This window comes from Desulfonatronum lacustre DSM 10312 (assembly GCF_000519265.1).
In the GTDB taxonomy this organism is placed as follows: domain Bacteria; phylum Desulfobacterota; class Desulfovibrionia; order Desulfovibrionales; family Desulfonatronaceae; genus Desulfonatronum; species Desulfonatronum lacustre.
Genome location: NZ_KI912608.1, coordinates 3,561,349 through 3,580,920, shown reverse-complemented (window position 1 = coordinate 3,580,920; position 19,572 = coordinate 3,561,349). Strand labels below are relative to the sequence as shown.

The following is a 19,572-nucleotide window of genomic DNA, read 5'->3' as shown; positions in this document are numbered from 1 at the left end:
GAAAGACCCTGTGCACCTTTACTATAACCTGGCATTGGGTTTTGGGGCATCATGTGTAGGATAGGTGGGAGGCTATGAAGTCTGTACGCCAGTATGGGCGGAGCCATCGTTGAAATACCACCCTTGTTGTTCTAAAACTCTAATACTGGTCAGTGAACCCTGACCGTAGACAGTGCCAGGCGGGTAGTTTGACTGGGGCGGTCGCCTCCCAAAGAGTAACGGAGGCGTGCAAAGGTTCCCTCAGGCTGATTGGAAACCAGCCGTTGAGTGCAAAGGCATAAGGGAGCTTGACTGTGAGAGAGACATCTCGAACAGGGACGAAAGTCGGCCTTAGTGATCCGGTGGTCCCGCATGGAAGGGCCATCGCTCATCGGATAAAAGGTACGCCGGGGATAACAGGCTGATCGCGTCCAAGAGTTCACATCGACGACGCGGTTTGGCACCTCGATGTCGGCTCATCACATCCTGGGGCTGGAGCAGGTCCCAAGGGTACGGCTGTTCGCCGTTTAAAGTGGTACGCGAGCTGGGTTTAAAACGTCGTGAGACAGTTTGGTCCCTATCTGCTGTGGGCGGAGGAGACTTGAGAGGGCCTGTCCCTAGTACGAGAGGACCGGGATGGACGAACCTCTGGTGGACCAGTTGTCGCGCCAGCGGCACAGCTGGGTAGCTACGTTCGGCAAGGATAACCGCTGAAAGCATCTAAGCGGGAAGCCTGCCTCAAGATTAGGTCTCCCTGGAAGTGATTCCCTAAAGGTCCCTGGTAGACCACCAGGTTGATAGGCTGGAGGTGTACGCGCAGCGATGCGCTCAGCTGACCAGTACTAATAGACCGTGAGTCTTAACCTCTCTATACTTCGTTACCTATGAAATAGGTGACTTGTGATTGGTGATATGCAGCCTGGAAATATCCAGGATATTCGCAAACCACCCCCACAAATCACCCATCACCAAATTTGTTCTGGTGGCCTTGGCGGAGGGGACACACCCGACCCCATTCCGAACTCGGAAGTTAAGCCCTCCAGCGCCGATGATACTGCGGTTCTAACCGTGGGAAAGTAGGACGCCGCCAGATCATTCCTCATCACAAAAACGCCCGCTTAGGAAACTAAGCGGGCGTTTTTGTTTTTGATAACCACAAACAGAGCGCAGTAAAGAAGTTGAAAATATCCGTGGACACAATTTTCTGCTGAAGAAAAACCTAGCAAGTCGTCCGTAACAGTCATCTTGATAAACGAAGAAATAATCAGAAAACAAGTGTCTTTTTGTGATTTATGAATTTCATTTTTTTTATGGTTTTCCCTTGACGCGCGTAAGGTCATGCTGGATCAGGAAATGGACAGGGCATTGATTCTCTTCGAATATCTAGCTAGTTAGCTGATGATGGATATATTTGGAAAGCTATTTCAATATGTTGTTTTATGGTAAAAATGTGGGTCAATGAAAGATAAAATGGCTGATACGCCGGTTGCCCCAAAAATCCGAACCAGTGTAAGAATCGCTCCCATGAGCGTCGTCTGGAAAAAATCCCTTGAAATTTTAGAAAAATCAATCAATCCGACACATGTCCGGGCTTGGCTGACTCCGTTGCAAGCCCGTTTGGACCGAGATGGATTGACTCTTACCGCCTCCAACGGATTCGTGGTCTCGTGGGTCAAGAACCGTTACCTGGGGGCCATCGAACAGGCAGTACGTCAAGCCGCGAATCGAGAGCTTCCCATCCGGATCGAGTGTGCTTCCCTTGACGGAACCAACGATAGACCAGGAAGAACGCCTGCGCTTGTCTCGCCAAATCTTCCCGAAATTATTGACGGGAGCGCTTCAAAGCAATCCCCCAGGATTCTCACGGAGAACATCCCGGCAAATATTTCAGGGACCGCTCTCGGCCAGGATGGACGGATTGAACGTTCCGTGCCCCAACGAGCCCGCCAACACCACACTTCTGTGGGACGCCAGCACGCCCTGCCCCTTCCCGTCTCCACGCCCGCGACCATGGCCCGGACCATCGTGAATTCGTCTTCGGACTGTGCTGCGTCTCCTGCTGGAGCATGGCGATTTTCGTTCCGGGACTTCGTGGTCGGTCCCAGCAACGAATTGGCCTTTAGCGCTGCCCGGAGCATCTGTCGCCATCAGTTGGTCACTGATCAGTTCTATCTTTGTTCCGCGCCGGGTCTGGGCAAGACCCATCTGCTCCAAGCCATTGGTCAGGAGTTGACTGCCAACGGCACACAGAAACAAGGTCGGGTTCGATTGGCCTACCTCAGTGCGGAGGATTTCGCCTGTCGAATGGTCATGGCCCTGAAACAACGCGAAATGGAGAGCTTCAAAGCCGGTTTCCGGGATGGGGTGGACGTTCTGCTCCTGGAAGACATCCACTTTCTTCAGGGCAAGGAAAAGACCCAGGAGGAGTTGCTGGCCACAGTCAAGTCCTTGCGATCCGCCGGGAAAAAGGTCGTGTTCACCAGTTCCTTCCTCCCTAAGGAGCTGCCCAAGCTCGATAGTCTCCTGGCATCGCAGTTCTGCGACGGATTCATGGCCGTGATCGACAAACCCGACTTTGAAACCCGAATGCGCATCCTGGAAGCCAAAGCCCGTGTGTTTCAGGTTCAGATCCCACATGACGTGAACGAGTTGTTCGCCAACTCCATTCAAAGCGATATCCGCCTGCTGGAAAATTGCCTCCAAAACCTGGTGATCAAGGCTCGGCTGATGAACCAGCGCATCTCCCACGGCCTGGCCCTGGAAGTGTTAAAAAACTATGCCCCCAACACCCCCAAACCGGACATGGAGAAAATCATAGCCTTCATTTGCCGGTCTTTTAATCTCTCCCATGACAACCTGCGGACCAAAAGTCGAAAAAAGGAAAACGTCCTGGCCCGGAATACGATTTTTTATCTGGCCCGGAAGCACACGGACCTATCCTTGAAAAACATTGGAGAAGTTTTTAACCGCAAGCACTCCACCGTAATCAAGGGCATCACCCAGGTGGAGCGGGAGATATCTCGCCAGAGCCCGGTGGGCCGCCAAATGGACCGTCTGGTTCAGACCTTGGAAGCCCAGGCCACCGGCCATAGCACAATCCACTGATCCGCAGACCGTTCCCTAGCTTGAGTTGACGCGGGATCATCGTCCGTTTCGATCTCAAGCATCCCACGATTTGATTTTCGACCACGCGTCAAGGGCTTGTTCACGTTGCGCTTCCAGAGCAAAGGCATCGGCGGTAAGCTGACCTGCTCGAAGCGCTTGGTCCAGCTTCGGCCCTTGGTGCGTCCAGAAGTGGACGGCCTGTTCCAGGGCCAGGACCGCGGCAAGGGCGTCGGCGTCCGGGACCCAGACGCCGTTGCCCGGCCATGGGTTCTCCGGGACTGGAAACCAGGGACGCCATGGTTCTTGATCTTCCCGCCCTCCTTCTACGATGGGGGTCATATACTCCCACCCTCCGAACCCGGCGAACCCCACCGGCAGGCTGCCGCACGCCATGGCCTCCAGAGGCGGCAACGGACAGCCTTCCGGAAAGCCGGTGGCCAGAAAAATATGACTGTGAGCCAGTAATTCGGCGACCTCCTCGTGGGATCGACCTTGGATGTCGATCCAAATCATTTGCTCCGCAGTGCCGAATTCAGGATTTCTGACGATAAACAAGTCCCGGATCAGTTCAGCCAAGGCTTTGTTCTTTCGTGGCATGAAGGCCACGCGCAGCGGACCGTCCGGTTTCCGTTCCAGAGGACGAAACAGGGATCGATCGATGCCCGGCCGTATCACCAAGCTTGACCGGCCCAAGGCTTGCTCAATGAACCAGGCCACCGGGCGGGAAACAGCCAGAAAGGAGACGGGCAGGTCATGCCAGGACACGCCTTGAGGCAGGCTGGAAAAGAGATAGGCCCAGTTCTGAACGTAAACCACGCATCTCGCCCCGGCACGCAGGCCCGGAGCGAGGGCGTTGGCCCAGCCTTCGGGAACCAGCCAGACATCGTCGCCATCCAGTCGGAGGTGGTCCCACTCCACCACCGGCACCCGGAACCCCTCCGGTAAAACCGGACGCCCCACCTCCCTACGCACCACCCGTACCGGAAAATTTCCCCGGTCCAAATGCTCGGCGACCTGCATCAAAACAGCCAACCCACCGCTTACCTTGGCCATGGGCGGGAGGAAGACGTATGTCGTGAAGCTGGAGGGCATGAGGACCTTTACGTTAGCTTGTCGCGGTATGCGGCCCCTTGCCCTGCTCCCTGACTCCGTTTTGCCAATCCGCCAGGGGGATGGCTTCCTCAATGAGCATGACCGGGATTTCCTCCTTGATGGGGTAGACGACCCGGCAGGACGCGCAGACCAGGCCGTCCTCGACCGGGGTCAGGGTTACGTCGGCCTTGCACTTGGGGCAGGCCAAGATGTCCAGCAGTTCTTTGTTCAGGGCCATGGGGTGGGTCTCCTTTGAAATAGGGCGGTGTTTCGGATGGTCAGGGTGGTGCTTTCGGCTTGTGGATGTTCTCGATTAGTGGAGGCCTCGGGACAAGGCGTGCAGGGCCAGGACCAGGATATCCGGCTCGGCCACGAGGCTGGCCTTGGGGCAGAGTTCGAGCACGGCCTTATGCAGTTCCTGTTTGCGGGTCACGAACACGGCGTGGGTGTCCGGGCAGCGCTCCAGGGTTGCCCGGAGCATGGGCAGATCGGAAAAGGTGTCCCCGCAGACCAAGTGCGGCCCCTTGTCCAGGTGCAGCCCCAGAGCCTGGTCCAGAAACAGCACGCCGTCGCCCTTGTCGAAATCCTTGCGCTCATCGCCGGAGCCGATGGTCAGGATGATCTCGATGTCCAGGCCGGTGTCCTCGATGCGCAGGGCGTGGCCTTCGGGGTCGTGGCGTTCCACCAGAGCCGTGACGGTCTTCAGGAATGCCAGGGACTCGGCCTCCGGGACCGACTTGGAAATGTCTTGACGGGCCACGGTGAGCTGGCCGAATTTGACTTGCAGGCCCGAGCCGATCAGGGCGAATTTGCGGTTTTCAGGCCGCTCCAGCAGGCTGCTCAGGTCGCTGTGCAGATTATGCAGCACGCGACTTTGTTCCTCAGAGGCCGGAAAGCTGCCGTAGGCGTCGGCGAGATCCACGTACTCCCGGCCTTTGGACGCGGCCATGACGTAGGCCTTGGGAGGAACGACGCTGACGTCCAGGAGGCCGGGGCCGGACAGCGGGCCGGAGGTGACCACGATGGGCCAGGTGACGCGGCTTCGGGCGAAGCGGGTCAGGAAGACCGCGTTGTACACGGCCTGCACCGAGGAGCGGTAACGACCGCAGTAGTTGTTCACGGTCCCGTCGCGGTCCGTGATAAAGCAGCGCAAGGTCGCCCCGCCCAAAGCTTTGGACAGCCTCTCGGCCAGTTGGTCGGCCTGGGACAGCAAGCCCGGAGTTTGGTCTTCAATGATCAGCTTCAAGGCCGTATCGCCCAACTCAAGAAAGGTCACGTCCCTGGCCAGTTCCGTAATCTCGTACTCCAGGTCCACGGCCACGGAATAATCCTCGTCCATGCGCAGTAGCCGTTCGAAAGTCTTCCCCGAGTCGGTTTTCGAGATATGCTTTAAACTTTCCAAAGCGTTACGCAGTGAAACGATATCCGATTCCGTGGGCTCCCGTCCTGCCAGGGCGTCCTGTGTCGCTTGGCGACGGACGTGGGCCGTTTGGTCCAACAGGTCGTAGAATTCTTCCAGGGTACGGATGTTTCTCTGTTCAATAGCCGTGGTCATGACATGCTCCGGAAATGTTTGGCGGCCCGGTTGGCACCGCTCGTGCATACGAAAGGCAAGAGTAACCGGATGGGAAAAAAACTCAAAGCGTCTCTAAAGATGTTCGCGAGTTGGACGATATAATATGTAACAGACAAAAAAAAGCCAAAGGAGGCGAACTATGGAAATGCCCACCATCAAAGCTGCGGTTATGGAAACTCCCAAAGTGCAGCAGACCGATGCCGCTCCTCGGGACGGTCAAACACAGGCCGAGGCCATGAAGAACATTCGCAAAGCCCGTTTGCAGCGCCAAGTGTTGCAAGATCCCGGCGTCATCTCCAAGCTCGTGGCCATGGAAACCACGTCGGTCTACAATGCCAAGGGAGACATCGTCCAGGCCGTGTCCGGTGCCAGCCTTGAGTCCTGACCGTCGCCCGCGCGGCTTCTGAGGGTCTCGTTCGAGGTTCCTTGGGGAACCTCCGCCCTCAGAGCCGTGCGGAGCATCTCCGCATTCTCGCCCCCCGCGTCCCACGCTCTTTCTTCGCAGCCCTCATTGTATCTTGCTTCAATTCGGCGGGCCCTGGTGAATCATCTCGGCCAGGGTTAAGCGCACCCGCGAGGGCTTTTTGGCCATGCCCCGCAGATAATCCATCTCCAGTTCCGCAAGCCGGCGATAAAAATCCGTCCGGTCCAGCTTGGCCAAAGCCACGTCGTTCGCCGCCAAGGCTTGGCTCCGGAAACACCCGGGAAACTCCTTGAGCACCCCGTTGGGCAGGGTGAACACGTTGGGCACGCCGTGCAACCGGCAGATCATCAGGCGGTGCGCGTACAGGATGCACCGCCCGTCCTCGTTCAGAGGACACATGATATCCGGCGCGCGCTGCTCGGCCAGTATCCGCTTGGCTTGTTCCACGTATTCCGCCGCACGTGAGCGGACCTCCCGCAATCGCGTGTCCGGAAGTATCGCCAGTCCCTGCCAGAGATAGGCCCACTCCACATGGGTGTGGTGCTGAAAATAGCTGGTGCAGCAGTTGTCCGGACAGTCGGTGCAGGTCAGGCCGATGTGCGCGGCGATGTCGGCGTATCGGTTCTCCATGTCCGCATAGAGTCGTGGTAAGCGGAGAAGCGAGTCCTCGGGCATGGAACCTCCGGGAAGTGGTTATTGGCCCTGGTTTCGGGCAGAATCAAAAAACTGTGCGCGACTGGACGGCGGAAAGCGGTCATTCCCTGGAATGTTCAAATCCCGGCAGCGACATTTTGCGTTCGACATACTGCAAGAGCAGCGTGGCCAGGGTGACCAGCAGCAGATAGTACAGGCCCAGGGCGACGAAGACCTCGATATTGCGCCAGGTCTGCTTGGCAATAGTCCGGCCCACGCCGGTCAACTCGTTGAGGGTGATGATGGAGGCCAGGGACGAGTATTTGATCAGATAGATGACCTCGTTGCCGCATCCGGGCAGGGCCCGGCGCAGGGCCTGGGGCAGGACCACCCAGAGCACGGTTTGGGTCTTGGTCATGCCCAGGGCCTGAGCGGCCTTGATCTGCCCGTGACGGATGGAGAGCAAGGCGCCTCGAATGTATTCGGAGTGATAGGCCCCGCTGCACAGGGTGAAGCCCAGGATCGCCGCGGACATGGGCGAAAGCACGATCCGTGCGTCGCCGATCTGGAGGTGGGGCAGGGCGAAGTACCAGAAGAACAGCTGCACCACCAGCGGCGTGCCCCGAAAAATGGACACGTAGGCCTCGTTCAGCCAGCGAACCGGAACGGGAGCGTAGACCCGCAACGACCCCACCAACACGCCCAACGCCAAGCCCAGCAGGGCCGAAGGCACGATCACGGCGATGCTGACCCAGAGCCCCTGGTTCAGGGCCGGAGCCACGTCGTTCAGAAAAAAATGCCAGTAATCACTCATGTGTCGGGCCGTGGTTGTCCTATGGTCTGCCGCCCGAAGTGGTGTTTGGGCACGTGCAGCTTCGCTCCGCCGCGCCCAGATCTCCGGAGAGTTCGTTGATCTTGGCGCAAAAGGCCATGGTCCGGGACGTGGCTCCAGGGGCCAGCAGGTGCGCCGGGCTGCCGCGCTCCACGATTCGGCCCTTTTCCATGAACAGGAACTCGTGGGCCATGGTGGCGGAAAAGGCGATCTGGTGAGTGGCCATGATCATGGTCATTCCGGCGGAAGCCAGGAAGCGGATCACGGCCAGGACCTCGCCGATGAGTTCCGGGTCCAGGGCGCTGGTGGGTTCGTCCAGGAGCAGCACCTTGGGGTCCATGGCCAGGGCCCGGGCCATGGAGACGCGCTGCTTTTGGCCGCCGGAAAGCTGGGCCGGATAAAGGTCCATCTTGTCCGCCAAACCGACCCGGGCCAGCTCTTCCTTGGCCCGGTGCGTGGCCTGGGCCTTGGGCATGCTCTTGACCTTGATCAGGGCGATGCGCACGTTGTCCAGGGCCGTGAGGTGGTCGAAAAGGTTAAAATCCTGAAAAATCATTCCCACCTGCTGGCGAAAAGCGCAGAGATCCTTGCGGCCGGCGGCCTTGAATTCCCTACCATCCAGCCATATCCGTCCCTGCTCCGGGGTGTGCAGGAAGTTCAGGCACTGCAACAGCGTGCTCTTGCCGGACCCCGAGGGGCCGATCAGGATTTTCACCTCGCCCCGGTTCACGGTCAGGGAGACGTCGTCCAGGACGAGCTGATCACCGAGAGTCTTGCGGATGCCTTCGACGCGTAAAACGGGTTGCTGCGTGGTCATGACATGCTTCCTTGCCGGGCGTAACCGGGGATGCGCACCTTTCTTTCCAGCGTCTTCAGCGCCCGGACGCCCAGATGGGTCAGGATATAAAAGAGCACTCCGGCTACCAGGGCGAAGGGCAGCGGCTCATGGGTCAGTGCGGCCACGGTCCGGGTCCGGGCCATGATTTCCATCACCCCGATGGCAAAGGCCAGGGCCGAGTCCTTGAGCAGGATGGAGTATTCGTTGGACCAGCCGGGGATGGACAATCGCAGGGCCTGGGGCAGCACGATGCTCCGGATGGCTTGGCCGTCGGTCATGCCCAGGGCCCGGGCCGCCTTGAGCTGGCCTTCGGGCAAGGACTGAATGGAGCCGCGAAAAATCTGGGATTGGTAGGCCGCGCTGGTCAGGCTGAGTACCACCAGGGCCGCCAGAAAGGCGCTGTCCAGACCCAGGCCGGACAGCAGAGGGAATCGACTGAGATAGGCCAGGATGCCGAAATAGAACAGGTAGAGCTGGACCAGGATGGGCACCCCGCGAAACAGCCAGACGTAGATGCCCGCCAGACGACGGACGGTTTTCGAGCCGTAGACCTGGCCCACGGCCAGAGGTATCCCGAGGCAGAGGCCGAGGAGCATGGCCCCGAAGACAAGAGTCAAGGTCCAGGTGATCCCGCCCAGAATAAAGGGCAAGGATTCCCAGAGCACGGGCATGATTTTGGCGAAGTCCATGAGGGCGGGGCTTGTTCGGCGAGGTCGTCCGGTGATCGAAACGAGGGTAAAAAGGCGTGGGGGCGGTGCGTGAACCGTCCCCACGCCTTTGACGTGATGTCAGGCGATGCTACTCAAGTTCCCATTTTTGCTTCAGCTCGACCCAGTACGGATCAGCCATCAGCTTCTTCAGGCCCTCGTTGAGCGTGTTCAGCAATTCGGTGTCGGCCTTGCGCACGGCGTAGCCGTATCCGTCCGCGGGAACGTCGAAGGTGCCGACGGTCTTGAAGGCCCGGCCTTTCTTCATTTCACGGGCAATGGAGCTGTCCATGGCCGAGGCGTGAATGCGCCCGATGGGCAGGTCCTGGATGGACAGGTCCGTGGAGTCGTAGGCCACGATCTCAAAGTCCATGCCCGGCTCCTTGGCCTTGTCGATGAGCAGAGTGTGGGTGTTGGTGCCCCGTTGCACGCCGATCTTTTTGCCGGTGGTGAACATTTCTTCAAAGGAAGTCGCTTCGGTTTCGTTGGCCACCAGAACCTGGGTGACTTCGTAGTAAGGGATGGTGAAGTTGACGACCTTCATCCGCTCCTCGGTGATGCTCATGCCTGAGGCGATGAAGTCGATGCGGTTGGTGTTCAGGGCCGGGATGATTCCGTCCCAGTCCATGGGCTGATGCCGCACGGTGAAGCCCATCTGCTCGGCGATCCAGTTGACGGAGTCCACGTCAAAACCGGCCGGGTTGCCCTGGGTGTCCACGAAGCCGAAGGGTGGAAAGCCGAAATCAATGCCGTTGACCAATGTCTTCTCGGCCCAGGCCGGTCCACTGAGGGTCAAGCAAAGCACCAATGCCGCTAAAAGTCCCCCCAAAACGCCGAAACGCGATCCCTTAGCCATACGTTAGCTCCTTGTAGATGGTGGTTTGGATTTTCCCGCCCATTGCCGCGGCGCACCTCCATGATGACCGCTCGATGCAGGGAACGGTGAAACGAATTCCGCGCATAGCAAAGAGAGGACATCCAGGCAAGGAGAGATTATTGACGCGCCTCGTGCTCCGCTTGGCTCAGGCCGCGTTGTCATCGCGGAGGGCTTGTTGTAGGTTCCCAACTTCTTGAGGACAAACAGCCGGGGGCCGCAGCCGGACCGACTCTGGCGATACTATTGAGCAAGGTGGAAACAATGAACGAGATCAAGATGACCGAACCGATCAACAGGGCGGTAGCCTGGATCGACGAGACCCGCCGGGAGCACCCGGATCGCCCCTTGGCTTCATTGCTGGCCGAAGCGGGGATGCGGTTTAATCTTGGACCCAGCGATGGGCGCTTCTTGGAACGTTTTTTCCAGACCGAAGCGCCTTCTGAAGGCCGTGGAGAGAGCGAATCGCCTTGAACCTTTCCGCCTATCTGCCGCATCGCTGGACCTTGCTCCAGAAACGGGTCTTCCAGGAAATCTGCTTTCTTTTCTTCCTGACTTGGTCCGGCCTGATCTCCCTGCTTCTGGTCGGGCGGCTGCTCCAGTTGCGCGAGCTGTTTTTGCACCAGCAGGTGTCCACCCTGGACATCATCCGCCTGTTCGTCTTTCTGAGCCCGTTCTTTCTATTCATGCTCATTCCGGTGGCCTGCCTGCTGAGCATCTTTCTGGTATTCCTGCGGATGAGCAACGACCGGGAACTGATCGCCCTCAAATCCGGTGGCGTCAGCCTGTATCAGATCCTTCCGGCACCGGTCATCTTCTCCCTTTCCGCCTCGATCCTGGCCCTGGTGATCAGCCTGGGCGGCATTTCCTGGGGCTTCGACAACTTCCGACGCACCGCTTTGGAACTGGCCCACTCCAAAACCCAAATGGTTCTGCAACCGGGAATTTTTCACAAGGATTTCCCCGGATTGACCATCTACGCCAAGAATGTGGACGCGGATCAGCGGCTGCGCCAAGTCTTCGTGGAGGATCAGACCCGTCCGGAGATTACGGCGGTGATCGTCGCTCCCGTGGGCTACGTGGTCACCGAGCCCAGAGAGGGCCGTATTCTGTTTGCTCTGGAACACGGCCGGATTTACCGCATGCAGCGCAATGCCATCACCGAGCTGCGTTTCGACTCGTACCTGGTGCGCCTGGATCTGGACCAGTTGCTGATGGGCATTTCCCAGCGCGAACCCCGACCCAAGGAAATGTCCTGGAGCGAGCTCCGAAGTTGGTCCGCCATGCCCGACCTGGTGGAGGTCCGCGGGGAGGAGTTCGCCAACCGGGTGGCGGTGGAAATCCAGAAACGTTGGGTCGTGCCCGTGGCTTGTCTGATTCTGGGACTGTTGGCCATTCCCCTGGCCCAGGCCTTCGAGGGTTTGAAGAGGCAGTACGCCCTGATTTTGATCATGGGCGTGTTCTTCGTGTTCTACGGCATGTTCTCCACGGGCATCGTCATCGCGGAACTCGGCATTGTCCCGGCCTACCTGCCGCTATGGGGGCAGATGCTGCTCTTTGGGACCATAGCCGCCCTGGGAATCTGGTTCGCGGCCAGGGAGCGGGGGTTGCGCATCGGCGAGTGGGTCTCGCACCTCCAAATCACGTTTCTGAAGAAAGCCGGTTAGGCAGGGTCGTACATGACTTCTCGGAACATCAAGCTCCCGCCTCCGGCTTCACCTGCCGTCCCGGTTTTGACCGACATCCTGCGTCGCCTGACCCGGTACCGATTAAACACGCTTCAGCGTTATCTGCTTGTTCAGAACCTGTTTCTGATCGGGTTGTGCCTCGGGGTCGGGATCTGCATCTATCTGCTTCAAGACTTGGTGGAGAACCTGGACATCTTTGTCCAGGCCGGCGTGGGCGTGGGCACCATGGTCGGTTTTTTCCTGGCCAAATTGCCGTTGATTCTTTCGCAAATTCTTCCGGCGGCGTTCCTGGTATCCCTGATCGTCCAAATCGGGCTGCTGGTCCGTCACCGGGAATTGCTCGCCCTCCAGTCCGGCGGGGTTTCTTATACCGCATTGATCCGATTTTACGCCGCGTACGGCTTGATTTGGTGTTTGGCGCAGCTTTTCCTGGCCCAGGCCCTGGGCGTGGCGGGCCAGCGGACCATGGACCGAATCTGGCGGGAAGAGGTGCGCAAGGAAGAGGCGGGCCAGGTGGAGCTGCGCGACATCTGGTTTGTCAGCGGAGCCTATGTGGTCAGCATCGACGGGGCGTATCCGGAGCAACGCCGGGGCCGTGACATCACCGTTTACGTCTACGGCGAAGGCAATACGCTGCAACGGATCATCGTCGCGAGTCGATTCGACATTCTGGATACGGGCTGGGAGCTGCACGAACCTCGGATCTACGAGACGCTTTCCTTCGAGGTCAGGGAAGAAGCTTCCTTGAGTCTGAATATTTCCCAAGATCTGGAGGTCTTCGGCGTCCTGCAAACCCGGTTCGAGGCCGCCGCGCTTTCGCTGTTCGAGCTGGGTCGGATCATCTCCTACCTGGAGGGAACCGGTTCCAACGTGGAACGGTTGCACACCGCTTGGCATATGAAATGGTCCTATGCCTTCTCCCTGCTGATGATGGCTCTCATCGCCCTGGCGCTGTACACCATTTTCGACAGCGTCTACCTGAACATCGCCCTGGGGCTGGCCATTGTTTTCGTGTATTATGTGCTCTTCGTACTCGGGGTCTCCCTGGGGGAACGCGGTTTTATCTCTCCCTTTCTTGGCGCATGGCTGGGCAATCTCCTTTTTGGTTTTCTGGCAGGAGGACGTCTGCTCTGGTACGTGTTGCCCGACAATCCTTTCGACATGTTGCGAGGCCGTTAGGTCGCCGACTCATTCCCATTGATCATGGCCAATACCCGAGAGGCCGCTTCGAAGCGGCCTAAGCTTTGGGACCATCTCAGGTCCTCACCACTCTGGTGGTGGATCGGGGCAAGCACGTTGATCGGGGGCCTGCTCACCATCCCTCTTTTTCGAGGAGATCTGGCCGTGACGGCCTGGGGCATGGAGCTGTCCCGTGAATCCATTTTGCTGCAATGGTGGAACGACGCTGCCGCGCGATCTCTGTTTGAGGGAGAACCGCCGGGCGCTCAGGACCTGACCTATGCGACGCTTATTCTGGTCTTGGCCGCCTATTTTTGCGCCTTGACGCCGTTCTGGGGGCCAAAAGCATCCGGCATCCGGCTCTTCGCCGGATATTATTTGGCGTGCATGCTGCTCTTTCTCGTGGCCAATCGCGGTCTGAAGACCTTTTTCGGACGGGCCCGCCCCCTGGACGTGCTCCGCGGAGACCAGGACTATTCCTCGACCTGGCTGATCGGGCCCTACGGTTTTTCCGAAGCGGTGAGCAAGGGCAGCTTTACTTCCGGACACACCACCACCGCGATGTTTCTGTTGCCGCTGGTCTTCCTGCTTGCGCATTCTTCGCGACGTTATCTGACTTGGCCGGTTTTCGCGCTAGCCGTTTCCTGGGGGGCTCTGATCGGAACGGGCCGGGTGTTCAGAGGCTCGCATTATCCCGGCGACGTGCTCTGGGCCATGATCGTCTGCCTCTGGATCTGCGCCTTTGCGGCGTACCGCCTCTTCGGCCTGGATCGCCGCGGACAATCCCCGACCATGCCCTCTTGCTGGGAGCTACGGCTGACGACTTGGTCCGCCTTGACCCTCTTCGCCTTGTTTGCGGCAGTGATTGGAATCAAACAGATGGTTTTCGAACCCGCGTGGTATTGGCCTCTAGTGACGGTTTTAAGCACTTTGCTCGCCTGGACAGGTTCAATCAAAACGGCCTGCCTCACGCGATGCTGATGTATCTACTCAGCACATTTTGTATCCGCCCTTGCTCCGGCAATCGGAGTCGGGGTCGCTATCGGAATCGGAATCGGAACAGAAAAAATTTTGAACGCTTCCCAGCGTTTTCGATCCCGATCCCGATTCCGATTCCGACCCCGGCAACAGAATTCCTCTGTGCTGAGTAGTTACATGCTGATCAAAGATATTCCTCCTCTCGCTTTCCTCCCAACACCGCCTCCTCCGTCCGAATACTCCTATTACGTCTTCCTTGCCCGTGTTTTTCCGCGGGCCGTCTTGTGTCAAAAAGTCAACAAGACAAAATAATCACGCCTTATTGACAAATTGTTGTGAACTGGTATGAAGGCAGGGAAAATCGCCAAACATACTGATGCAGGCCCAAAAGATTCTATCGTAACAGTTTGTTTTTATGTTATTTTACTCTCTTTAATGAAGTCCTCTTTTCCATCTTTCCGGAAAAGACATTTTTCATTTTTTTTGATCCCTGCCCAAAGGTGGTACCCCCATGGTGTTCACTTGGTTTCACTTGGCTTTGATCGTTTTTCTCTTGGCGGGCGTTCTGTTCGCCGCTGGACCGTTGCTCATTTCTCGCTTGATCGCTCCCCGTTTCAAAGGCGGGGACCTCACCCTGCCCTATGAGTGCGGAATCACTCCGCAGGGCAGCGCCTGGACCCGCTTCGGGGTTAATTATTACTTTTACGCCTTGATCTTTCTCGCCTTCGAGGTGGACATCCTCTATTTGTTTCCGGTGGCCGCCTATTATCCGCATTCCGAGGGCTTTCTGCCCTTGATCAAACTGTTCATTTTTCTCTTTATTCTGGGTATCTCCATCATCTATTTCTGGCGAAAAGGAGTGTTCTCATGGCCGAGACGGATTTCTCTCTAAAGCGGGCCGATCTGGACCAGGATCAAGCGCCGATCCGGATCGCCCCCCTGGAAAAGATTTTCGATGTCTGCCGGTCCATGTCGCTCTGGCCGATGACCTTCGGGCTGGCCTGTTGCGCCATTGAGATGATGGCCGTGGGCATGGCCCGGTTCGACATCGCCCGCTACGGCGCGGAAGTGTTCCGCCCCTCCCCGAGGCAGTCCGACCTGATGATCGTGGCCGGAACGGTGACCAAAAAAATGGCCCCCGCCGTGGTCCGGTTGTACGAACAGATGCCCGGACCAAAATGGGTCATGGCCCTTGGGAACTGCTCCATTTCCGGCGGGCCGTTCAACTACAAAGGCCAATATAACGTCGTCGAAGGGGTCGATCGGATCATCCCGGTGGACGTCTACGTTCCGGGATGCCCGCCTCGCCCCGAGGCCTTGCTGGAAGGGTTGTTCCTGATTCAGGAAAAAATCACCGGCAAGCGCTGGTGGCCGGTGGCCCAGCCCGTTGGCGCAGCCGTGGCTGAAGCCGTAGCCGAGGAAGGTGCCCGATGATCCCCGATGCGTTGCGCGACGTTCCCGCCTTGCGCCGTGAAGAATGCTCCCCGGACGTGTCCGGGTTGGTGCTTGCCGCGTACTTGGCTCCGGAACAGCTTCGACCGGCCGCGGCCAGGCTTCTCGAGCAGGCCTACTTTCTGGAGGACGTCTCCGTGGTGGAGGTTTCGGAAGGGTTTCTCGGCGTGTACCATTTTGACCATTTCGACACACCGGGCAGAATCGCCCTCCGGGTGCTGGTTTCCAAGGATGTTCCAGAACTGCCGACGATCTCGGACATCTATCACGGAGCTTCCTGGCATGAACGGGAATGCCGGGATTTTTTCGGCGTGATCTTTGCCGGACACGAGAATATGACGCCCCTCCTGCTCGCCGCCGAGGACGCGGAGTTTCACCCACTGCGAAAAACCGACAAGGCCCTCAAGAGCTTGACGGACTTGCTCCCCGACGGGGAAGGAGGTCCGCAAGCCGGGGATGCGGCCGCGTTTCTCGTGGCTCCGGAAGAGAGCGAGGCCCAAAGTACGCCCTCCGACGCAATGGGATCGTCCGATGGCCACGAGAGCGACGAGGCTTCCGCGACCTGAAGCGTTTTTGTCTTCTTCGTCGCCTCCAACGAATCAGAACAGCGCATACCAACACAAAGGCTTGCCATGACCAGTTCCGCGTCTCCAGGGCGATTCCATCTCGGCGGGGATTTTTACACCAACCATTTCGAAAAGGGCGGTTCGCCGGACACCATGATCCTGAACATGGGGCCGCAACATCCGGCTACCCACGGCGTGCTGCGAGTCATTTTCGAGTTGGACGGCGAATACATTCTGCGCACCGAGCCGGTACTGGGGTATCTGCACCGGATGCACGAGAAAATGGGCGAGGAGCAGACGTACTACCAGTACATGCCCAACATGGGCCGGGTGGACTACCTGCACGCCCTGGCCTGGAACTGGGCCTGGGCCGGAGCCGTGGAAAAGCTGGGCGGGATCGAGGTACCCCGCCGGGCCGAGTTCATCCGGGTGATCACCTGCGAGTTGAACCGGATCAGTTCCCATCTGCTCTGGTGGGGAGCCTTCCTGCTGGACCTGGGCGCGTTCACGCCGATCATGTACGCTTTTGACGATCGGGAACGTATCTTGGATATCCTGCAGCGGCCCACCGGTTCCCGGCTGACCTACAGTTATTATCGCCTCGGCGGGGTGGCCGCAGATTTGGACGACACGGCCCTGGGCATGATCCGGGACTTCGTGCCCCATCTGCGCTCCCGGCTGCCCATGTACCGCAATCTGGTCACGGGCAACATGATCCTGCGTCACCGCCTGGAGGGCGTTGGGCACATCCCCGTGGAGATGTGTCGGCGCTACGGGGCCACCGGTCCCACCCTGCGCGGCTCCGGCGTGGCCTACGACGTGCGCAAGGCCGAGCCCTACTCCGTCTATCCCGAACTGAGCTTCAACATCCCCACGGACGACAAGTGTGACGGCATGGCCCGCTACAACGTGCGCATGGCTGAAATCGAACAAAGCCTGGACATCATCGAACAGGCCCTGGACATGCTGCCTTCCGGAGAATTCTGGGTCAAGAACGCTCCCAAGCCTAAATGGAAGGCCCCAAAAGGGGAAGTATATTTCGCGGTAGAGGGAGCACGCGGCAAGATCGGCGTGCATTTGATCAGTGACGGCAGCGCCAACCCCTACCGGGTTAAGCTGCGCGCACCGGGTTTTTCCAATCTGAGCCTCTTCGCCGAAGTGACCAAAGGCACCTTGCTGGCCGACGCCGTGGCCATTCTGGGCAGCCTGGATATGGTCATTCCGGAAATCGACAGGTGATCCCATGACTCCTCCTTTCGGCATGCCTCTTGAACTGTTCACCATTTTCTTGGCCTTGGCCCTGCTGGCCGGGTTCGTGGGCCTCAACGGCCTGGTCCTGGTCTATCTGGAACGGAAAGTCGCCGGGCACATCCAACGCCGTCCCGGGCCCTTCGAGGTCGGTCCCCACGGACTGCTCCAGCCCCTGGCCGACGCCGTGAAGCTGGTGGGCAAGCAGTTGATCACTCCCCGTTGTGCAGACAAATGGCTGTTCTGGACCGCGCCGATCATCTCCTTTGCCCCGGTCTTCGTTCTGTTCCTGCCCATTCCCTTCGGCCCGATGCTTACGGCCATGGAACTGGACCTGGGGCTGCTGCTGATCCTGGCCTTCGCGGGAATCAACGTCCTGGCCCTGTGCCTGGCCGGGTGGAGTTCGGAGAATAAATGGTCGCTCTTGGGCGCGGCCCGGGCCGTGGCCCAGTCCGTGGCCTACGAGATCCCGCTGCTGCTGGCCGTACTGGCCATCGCCTTCCAGTACGGCTCGTTGAATCTGTCGACCATTGTCTCCGGGCAGGGCGCCTGGCCCTGGCAGTGGAACGTCATGGTCCAGCCGGTGGCCTTTTTCATCTACTTTGTCTGTGCCCTGGCCGAGACCAACCGGGCTCCTTTCGACCTGCCCGAAGCGGAAAGCGAGCTGACCGCCGGATTTCACACCGAATACTCTGGCATGGGCTTCGGGATCTTCTTCCTGGCCGAGTACGCGAATATGATCGTGGTCTGCTCCGTGGCCACGGTCTTGTTCCTGGGCGGCTGGAACGGCCCCGCAGCCCCGGGCGTCTGGTGGTTTTTGGCCAAGGTCTACCTGCTGCTGCTGGTGATGATGTGGTTTCGCTGGACCTACCCCCGGGTGCGCTTCGACCAGCTCCTGAACCTGAGCTGGAAGTGGCTCCTGCCCCTGGCCCTTATCAACCTGCTCGTGACCCTCGTGCTGGTCAAGCTGTGATGGCAAACTGAGATGGTGACCCGATGACCATGATTCGAGAATTTGGAAAGGCCCTGCAAGGGCTGTGGAGCCTGGCGATCGGTTTGGGCGTTACCTTCCGGGCCTTTGTCCGGCCACAGGTGACGGTGCATTATCCTCGGGCCACCGTGGACGACGCCAACCTGCGGACCTTTCACGGCCACGTCGAACTGGTCGGCAAGGACGACCAGTCGGCTGTTCCCCGGTGTATTTCCTGCGGCATGTGCGCCATGAACTGCCCCAGCGCCTGTTTAACGGTGGTCAAGCAGAAGCCCCCCAAGCCCACGCCGGAACAAAAAACGGCCATGGAAGAGGCAGAGGCCCGGGGCGAAAAGGTCAAAAAGCCCGCCGCTCCAAAAGACCCGGCACGGTTCAGCTACGACTTTTCCTTGTGCAGCCTGTGCGGCACCTGCGTGGAGAGCTGCCCGGCGGATTCGTTGCGTTTTTCCAACGAAATTTATCAGGCCGGCTTTGATCGCAAGGATTTTCACTTCGACCTGCTGGCCCGATTGCGCGGGCAGGCCGAGAGTCGGTCCGGGAGAACGCCCAACCCAGACCCCAGCTCAAACCCCAAAACAGACAAAGGGGGGAAGTAATGGAAGCCCTCGCTTACGTCGCTTTCGGCGTTTACGTGCTGATCATTTTGTTCGGCGGCTTGCTGGCGGTGTTCAGCCGCAACCTGGTCCGGGCTCTCGTCGGCCTGGTGCTGACGCTGTTCGGGGTGGCGGGCTGCTACCTGCTGATGGCCGCTCCGTTCATGGCCCTGATGCAGATCCTGATCTACGTGGCCGCGGTGAGCATCATGATTTTTTTCGCGATCATGCTCACCAAGCCGCCGGTGGGCGGGGAAGAACAGTCGGGTCGGCCCTGGTGGGTAGGTGCGGGGTGCATTGTCGCGGCCCTGGCCCCGACCATGCTCATCGCCCGGGTGCTGCGCTGGCAGCCTCTGGCTTCCCATGAACATCCCACGGAGATCGTGCTCATGGACCTGGGCCGGACGTTCATCGAGCCGTATTTCCTGGCCTTTGAGCTGATTTCCGTGGTCCTGACCGTAGCCATGGCCGGAGCGGTGCTCCTGGCCTTTGAAAGGAGACAAGGCCAATGACCGCGCTTTCCATGTTTCAACTGGTCAGCCTGCTCTTGCTGGCCCTGGGCCTGTTCGGGGTGATCTGGCGGCGCAGCCTGGTGGGCATGCTCATCAGCGTGGAGCTGATGCTCAACGGAGCGGGCCTGAGCATCGTGGCCTCGGGCCAGCTCACCGACGCCTCGGGAACCGTGGGGCATGCCGCGGCCCTGTTCGTGATGGGTCTGGCCGCGGCCGAGGCGGCCCTGGTTCTGGCGATCATCATTGTCGTGGCCAAACGCTACGGCCACATTGAAAGCGCGCGCCTGCGCACCCTGCGAGGCTAA

22 protein-coding genes, 2 rRNA genes and 1 pseudogene (1 of these 25 only partly in view) are annotated in these 19,572 nt (G+C 59.0%); 17 read left to right on the top strand and 8 right to left on the bottom strand.

Translation table 11 applies throughout. The features are described from left to right. The 4 genes and pseudogenes from DESLA_RS0116865 to DESLA_RS22595 all read left to right on the top strand — a co-directional run. Positions 1-846, top strand: a 23S ribosomal RNA gene (locus tag DESLA_RS0116865); it begins 2,111 nt to the left of the window's first position. Positions 847-957: 111 nt separating this feature from the next. Then, positions 958-1,072 (top strand): 5S ribosomal RNA (rrf, locus tag DESLA_RS0116860). Positions 1,073-1,437: 365 nt separating this feature from the next. Continuing rightward, positions 1,438-1,680, top strand: a pseudogene (locus DESLA_RS23740) (DnaA N-terminal domain-containing protein); the annotation flags it as partial. 228 nt (positions 1,681-1,908) lie between these two features. After that, complete coding sequence (locus DESLA_RS22595; RefSeq protein WP_245590087.1) at positions 1,909-3,084, top strand: DnaA ATPase domain-containing protein; 1,176 nt, start codon at positions 1,909-1,911, stop codon at positions 3,082-3,084. A 54-nt stretch (positions 3,085-3,138) separates the two neighbouring features. Here the strand turns inward: DESLA_RS22595 and DESLA_RS0116850 are convergent, their stop codons facing one another. From DESLA_RS0116850 to DESLA_RS0116840, 3 genes are all read right to left on the bottom strand, one after another. Continuing rightward, the gene (locus DESLA_RS0116850) at positions 3,139-4,176 is read right to left on the bottom strand and encodes a glycosyltransferase (protein WP_028573384.1); all 1,038 of its coding nucleotides are present in this window, start codon (positions 4,174-4,176) and stop codon (positions 3,139-3,141) included. A gap of 13 nt (positions 4,177-4,189) precedes the next feature. Further along, on the bottom strand, positions 4,190-4,414 hold the full coding sequence (locus DESLA_RS21140) for a Trm112 family protein (protein WP_035261992.1): 225 nt from the start codon (positions 4,412-4,414) through the stop codon (positions 4,190-4,192). A 75-nt stretch (positions 4,415-4,489) separates the two neighbouring features. Further along, positions 4,490-5,731, bottom strand: a complete 1,242-nt coding sequence (locus DESLA_RS0116840) for a hypothetical protein (protein WP_028573383.1) — start codon at positions 5,729-5,731, stop codon at positions 4,490-4,492. Between the two features lie 166 nt (positions 5,732-5,897). Here DESLA_RS0116840 and DESLA_RS0116835 point away from each other — a divergent pair, with 166 nt between their 5' ends. Further along, positions 5,898-6,137, top strand: coding sequence for a hypothetical protein (locus tag DESLA_RS0116835; RefSeq protein ID WP_245590086.1), 240 nt, complete (start codon positions 5,898-5,900; stop codon positions 6,135-6,137). 138 nt (positions 6,138-6,275) lie between these two features. On the opposite strand, the gene DESLA_RS0116830 is transcribed toward DESLA_RS0116835, so the two are convergent. The 5 genes from DESLA_RS0116830 to DESLA_RS0116810 form a co-directional block, all read right to left on the bottom strand. After that, the gene (locus DESLA_RS0116830) at positions 6,276-6,851 is read right to left on the bottom strand and encodes a hypothetical protein (protein ID WP_028573381.1); all 576 of its coding nucleotides are present in this window, start codon (positions 6,849-6,851) and stop codon (positions 6,276-6,278) included. A 79-nt stretch (positions 6,852-6,930) separates the two neighbouring features. After that, complete coding sequence (locus DESLA_RS0116825) at positions 6,931-7,623, bottom strand: amino acid ABC transporter permease (protein WP_028573380.1); 693 nt, start codon at positions 7,621-7,623, stop codon at positions 6,931-6,933. 19 nt (positions 7,624-7,642) lie between these two features. Beyond that, positions 7,643-8,458, bottom strand: a complete 816-nt coding sequence (locus tag DESLA_RS21135; RefSeq protein ID WP_051434790.1) for an amino acid ABC transporter ATP-binding protein — start codon at positions 8,456-8,458, stop codon at positions 7,643-7,645. After that, positions 8,455-9,168, bottom strand: a complete 714-nt coding sequence (locus DESLA_RS0116815; RefSeq protein WP_156933005.1) for an amino acid ABC transporter permease — start codon at positions 9,166-9,168, stop codon at positions 8,455-8,457. The genes DESLA_RS21135 and DESLA_RS0116815 overlap by 4 nt, the downstream gene beginning before the upstream one ends. Before the next feature lie 109 nt (positions 9,169-9,277). Continuing rightward, positions 9,278-10,042 (bottom strand): ABC transporter substrate-binding protein, encoded by a 765-nt coding sequence (locus DESLA_RS0116810; RefSeq protein WP_035261990.1) that lies wholly within the window; start codon positions 10,040-10,042, stop codon positions 9,278-9,280. Positions 10,043-10,324: 282 nt separating this feature from the next. Between DESLA_RS0116810 and DESLA_RS0116805 the strand changes: the two genes are divergently transcribed. The 12 genes from DESLA_RS0116805 to nuoK all read left to right on the top strand — a co-directional run bounded on the left by DESLA_RS0116805 (position 10,325) and on the right by nuoK (position 19,572). After that, positions 10,325-10,534, top strand: coding sequence for a hypothetical protein (locus DESLA_RS0116805; RefSeq protein ID WP_028573377.1), 210 nt, complete (start codon positions 10,325-10,327; stop codon positions 10,532-10,534). Then, complete coding sequence (locus DESLA_RS0116800) at positions 10,531-11,727, top strand: LptF/LptG family permease (protein WP_051434789.1); 1,197 nt, start codon at positions 10,531-10,533, stop codon at positions 11,725-11,727. Before DESLA_RS0116805 ends, DESLA_RS0116800 begins: the two co-directional genes overlap by 4 nt. Positions 11,728-11,739: 12 nt before the next feature. After that, the gene (locus DESLA_RS0116795; protein ID WP_051434788.1) at positions 11,740-12,927 is read left to right on the top strand and encodes an LptF/LptG family permease; all 1,188 of its coding nucleotides are present in this window, start codon (positions 11,740-11,742) and stop codon (positions 12,925-12,927) included. Positions 12,928-12,951: 24 nt separating this feature from the next. Then, positions 12,952-13,908 carry a phosphatase PAP2 family protein gene (locus DESLA_RS22005; RefSeq protein WP_084032146.1) on the top strand — a complete coding sequence of 319 codons (957 nt, stop codon included), beginning with the start codon at positions 12,952-12,954 and terminating at the stop codon, positions 13,906-13,908. Between the two features lie 508 nt (positions 13,909-14,416). Continuing rightward, positions 14,417-14,797 carry an NADH-quinone oxidoreductase subunit A gene (locus DESLA_RS0116785; RefSeq protein ID WP_028573373.1) on the top strand — a complete coding sequence of 127 codons (381 nt, stop codon included), beginning with the start codon at positions 14,417-14,419 and terminating at the stop codon, positions 14,795-14,797. Further along, positions 14,773-15,339: an NADH-quinone oxidoreductase subunit B gene (locus tag DESLA_RS0116780; protein ID WP_028573372.1), complete on the top strand. Its 567-nt coding sequence runs from the start codon at positions 14,773-14,775 to the stop codon at positions 15,337-15,339. Before DESLA_RS0116785 ends, DESLA_RS0116780 begins: the two co-directional genes overlap by 25 nt. Beyond that, positions 15,336-15,923 carry an NADH-quinone oxidoreductase subunit C gene (locus tag DESLA_RS21125; RefSeq protein ID WP_051434787.1) on the top strand — a complete coding sequence of 196 codons (588 nt, stop codon included), beginning with the start codon at positions 15,336-15,338 and terminating at the stop codon, positions 15,921-15,923. Before DESLA_RS0116780 ends, DESLA_RS21125 begins: the two co-directional genes overlap by 4 nt. A gap of 66 nt (positions 15,924-15,989) precedes the next feature. Further along, positions 15,990-17,162 carry an NADH-quinone oxidoreductase subunit D gene (locus DESLA_RS0116770; RefSeq protein WP_028573371.1) on the top strand — a complete coding sequence of 391 codons (1,173 nt, stop codon included), beginning with the start codon at positions 15,990-15,992 and terminating at the stop codon, positions 17,160-17,162. Between the two features lie 4 nt (positions 17,163-17,166). Continuing rightward, the gene (gene nuoH / locus DESLA_RS0116765) at positions 17,167-18,144 is read left to right on the top strand and encodes an NADH-quinone oxidoreductase subunit NuoH (protein ID WP_051434786.1); all 978 of its coding nucleotides are present in this window, start codon (positions 17,167-17,169) and stop codon (positions 18,142-18,144) included. Between the two features lie 23 nt (positions 18,145-18,167). Next, complete coding sequence (locus tag DESLA_RS21120) at positions 18,168-18,758, top strand: 4Fe-4S binding protein (protein ID WP_051434785.1); 591 nt, start codon at positions 18,168-18,170, stop codon at positions 18,756-18,758. Further along, positions 18,758-19,267 (top strand): NADH-quinone oxidoreductase subunit J family protein, encoded by a 510-nt coding sequence (locus DESLA_RS0116755; RefSeq protein WP_028573369.1) that lies wholly within the window; start codon positions 18,758-18,760, stop codon positions 19,265-19,267. Before DESLA_RS21120 ends, DESLA_RS0116755 begins: the two co-directional genes overlap by 1 nt. Beyond that, positions 19,264-19,572 (top strand): NADH-quinone oxidoreductase subunit NuoK, encoded by a 309-nt coding sequence (gene nuoK, locus DESLA_RS0116750; RefSeq protein WP_028573368.1) that lies wholly within the window; start codon positions 19,264-19,266, stop codon positions 19,570-19,572. The genes DESLA_RS0116755 and nuoK overlap by 4 nt, the downstream gene beginning before the upstream one ends.

Bases quoted from the DNA above. Each gene is read 5' to 3' on its own strand.
- DESLA_RS0116785 (WP_028573373.1), top strand. From the start codon at position 14,417: ATGGTGTTCACTTGGTTTCACTTGGCTTTGATCGTTTTTCTCTTGGCG.
- DESLA_RS0116780 (WP_028573372.1), top strand. From the start codon at position 14,773: ATGGCCGAGACGGATTTCTCTCTAAAGCGGGCCGATCTGGACCAGGAT.
- DESLA_RS0116805 (WP_028573377.1), top strand. From the start codon at position 10,325: ATGAACGAGATCAAGATGACCGAACCGATCAACAGGGCGGTAGCCTGG.
- DESLA_RS21140 (WP_035261992.1), bottom strand. From the start codon at position 4,414: ATGGCCCTGAACAAAGAACTGCTGGACATCTTGGCCTGCCCCAAGTGC.
- DESLA_RS0116830 (WP_028573381.1), bottom strand. From the start codon at position 6,851: ATGCCCGAGGACTCGCTTCTCCGCTTACCACGACTCTATGCGGACATG.
- DESLA_RS21125 (WP_051434787.1), top strand. From the start codon at position 15,336: ATGATCCCCGATGCGTTGCGCGACGTTCCCGCCTTGCGCCGTGAAGAA.
- DESLA_RS21120 (WP_051434785.1), top strand. From the start codon at position 18,168: ATGACCATGATTCGAGAATTTGGAAAGGCCCTGCAAGGGCTGTGGAGC.
- nuoK (WP_028573368.1), top strand. From the start codon at position 19,264: ATGACCGCGCTTTCCATGTTTCAACTGGTCAGCCTGCTCTTGCTGGCC.
- DESLA_RS0116815 (WP_156933005.1), bottom strand. From the start codon at position 9,168: ATGGACTTCGCCAAAATCATGCCCGTGCTCTGGGAATCCTTGCCCTTT.
- DESLA_RS0116835 (WP_245590086.1), top strand. From the start codon at position 5,898: ATGCCCACCATCAAAGCTGCGGTTATGGAAACTCCCAAAGTGCAGCAG.
- nuoH (WP_051434786.1), top strand. From the start codon at position 17,167: ATGACTCCTCCTTTCGGCATGCCTCTTGAACTGTTCACCATTTTCTTG.
- DESLA_RS22005 (WP_084032146.1), top strand. From the start codon at position 12,952: ATGGCCAATACCCGAGAGGCCGCTTCGAAGCGGCCTAAGCTTTGGGAC.
- DESLA_RS0116840 (WP_028573383.1), bottom strand. From the start codon at position 5,731: ATGACCACGGCTATTGAACAGAGAAACATCCGTACCCTGGAAGAATTC.
- DESLA_RS0116850 (WP_028573384.1), bottom strand. From the start codon at position 4,176: ATGCCCTCCAGCTTCACGACATACGTCTTCCTCCCGCCCATGGCCAAG.
- DESLA_RS0116810 (WP_035261990.1), bottom strand. From the start codon at position 10,042: ATGGCTAAGGGATCGCGTTTCGGCGTTTTGGGGGGACTTTTAGCGGCA.
- DESLA_RS0116795 (WP_051434788.1), top strand. From the start codon at position 11,740: ATGACTTCTCGGAACATCAAGCTCCCGCCTCCGGCTTCACCTGCCGTC.
- DESLA_RS0116755 (WP_028573369.1), top strand. From the start codon at position 18,758: ATGGAAGCCCTCGCTTACGTCGCTTTCGGCGTTTACGTGCTGATCATT.
- DESLA_RS21135 (WP_051434790.1), bottom strand. From the start codon at position 8,458: ATGACCACGCAGCAACCCGTTTTACGCGTCGAAGGCATCCGCAAGACT.
- DESLA_RS0116825 (WP_028573380.1), bottom strand. From the start codon at position 7,623: ATGAGTGATTACTGGCATTTTTTTCTGAACGACGTGGCTCCGGCCCTG.
- DESLA_RS0116770 (WP_028573371.1), top strand. From the start codon at position 15,990: ATGACCAGTTCCGCGTCTCCAGGGCGATTCCATCTCGGCGGGGATTTT.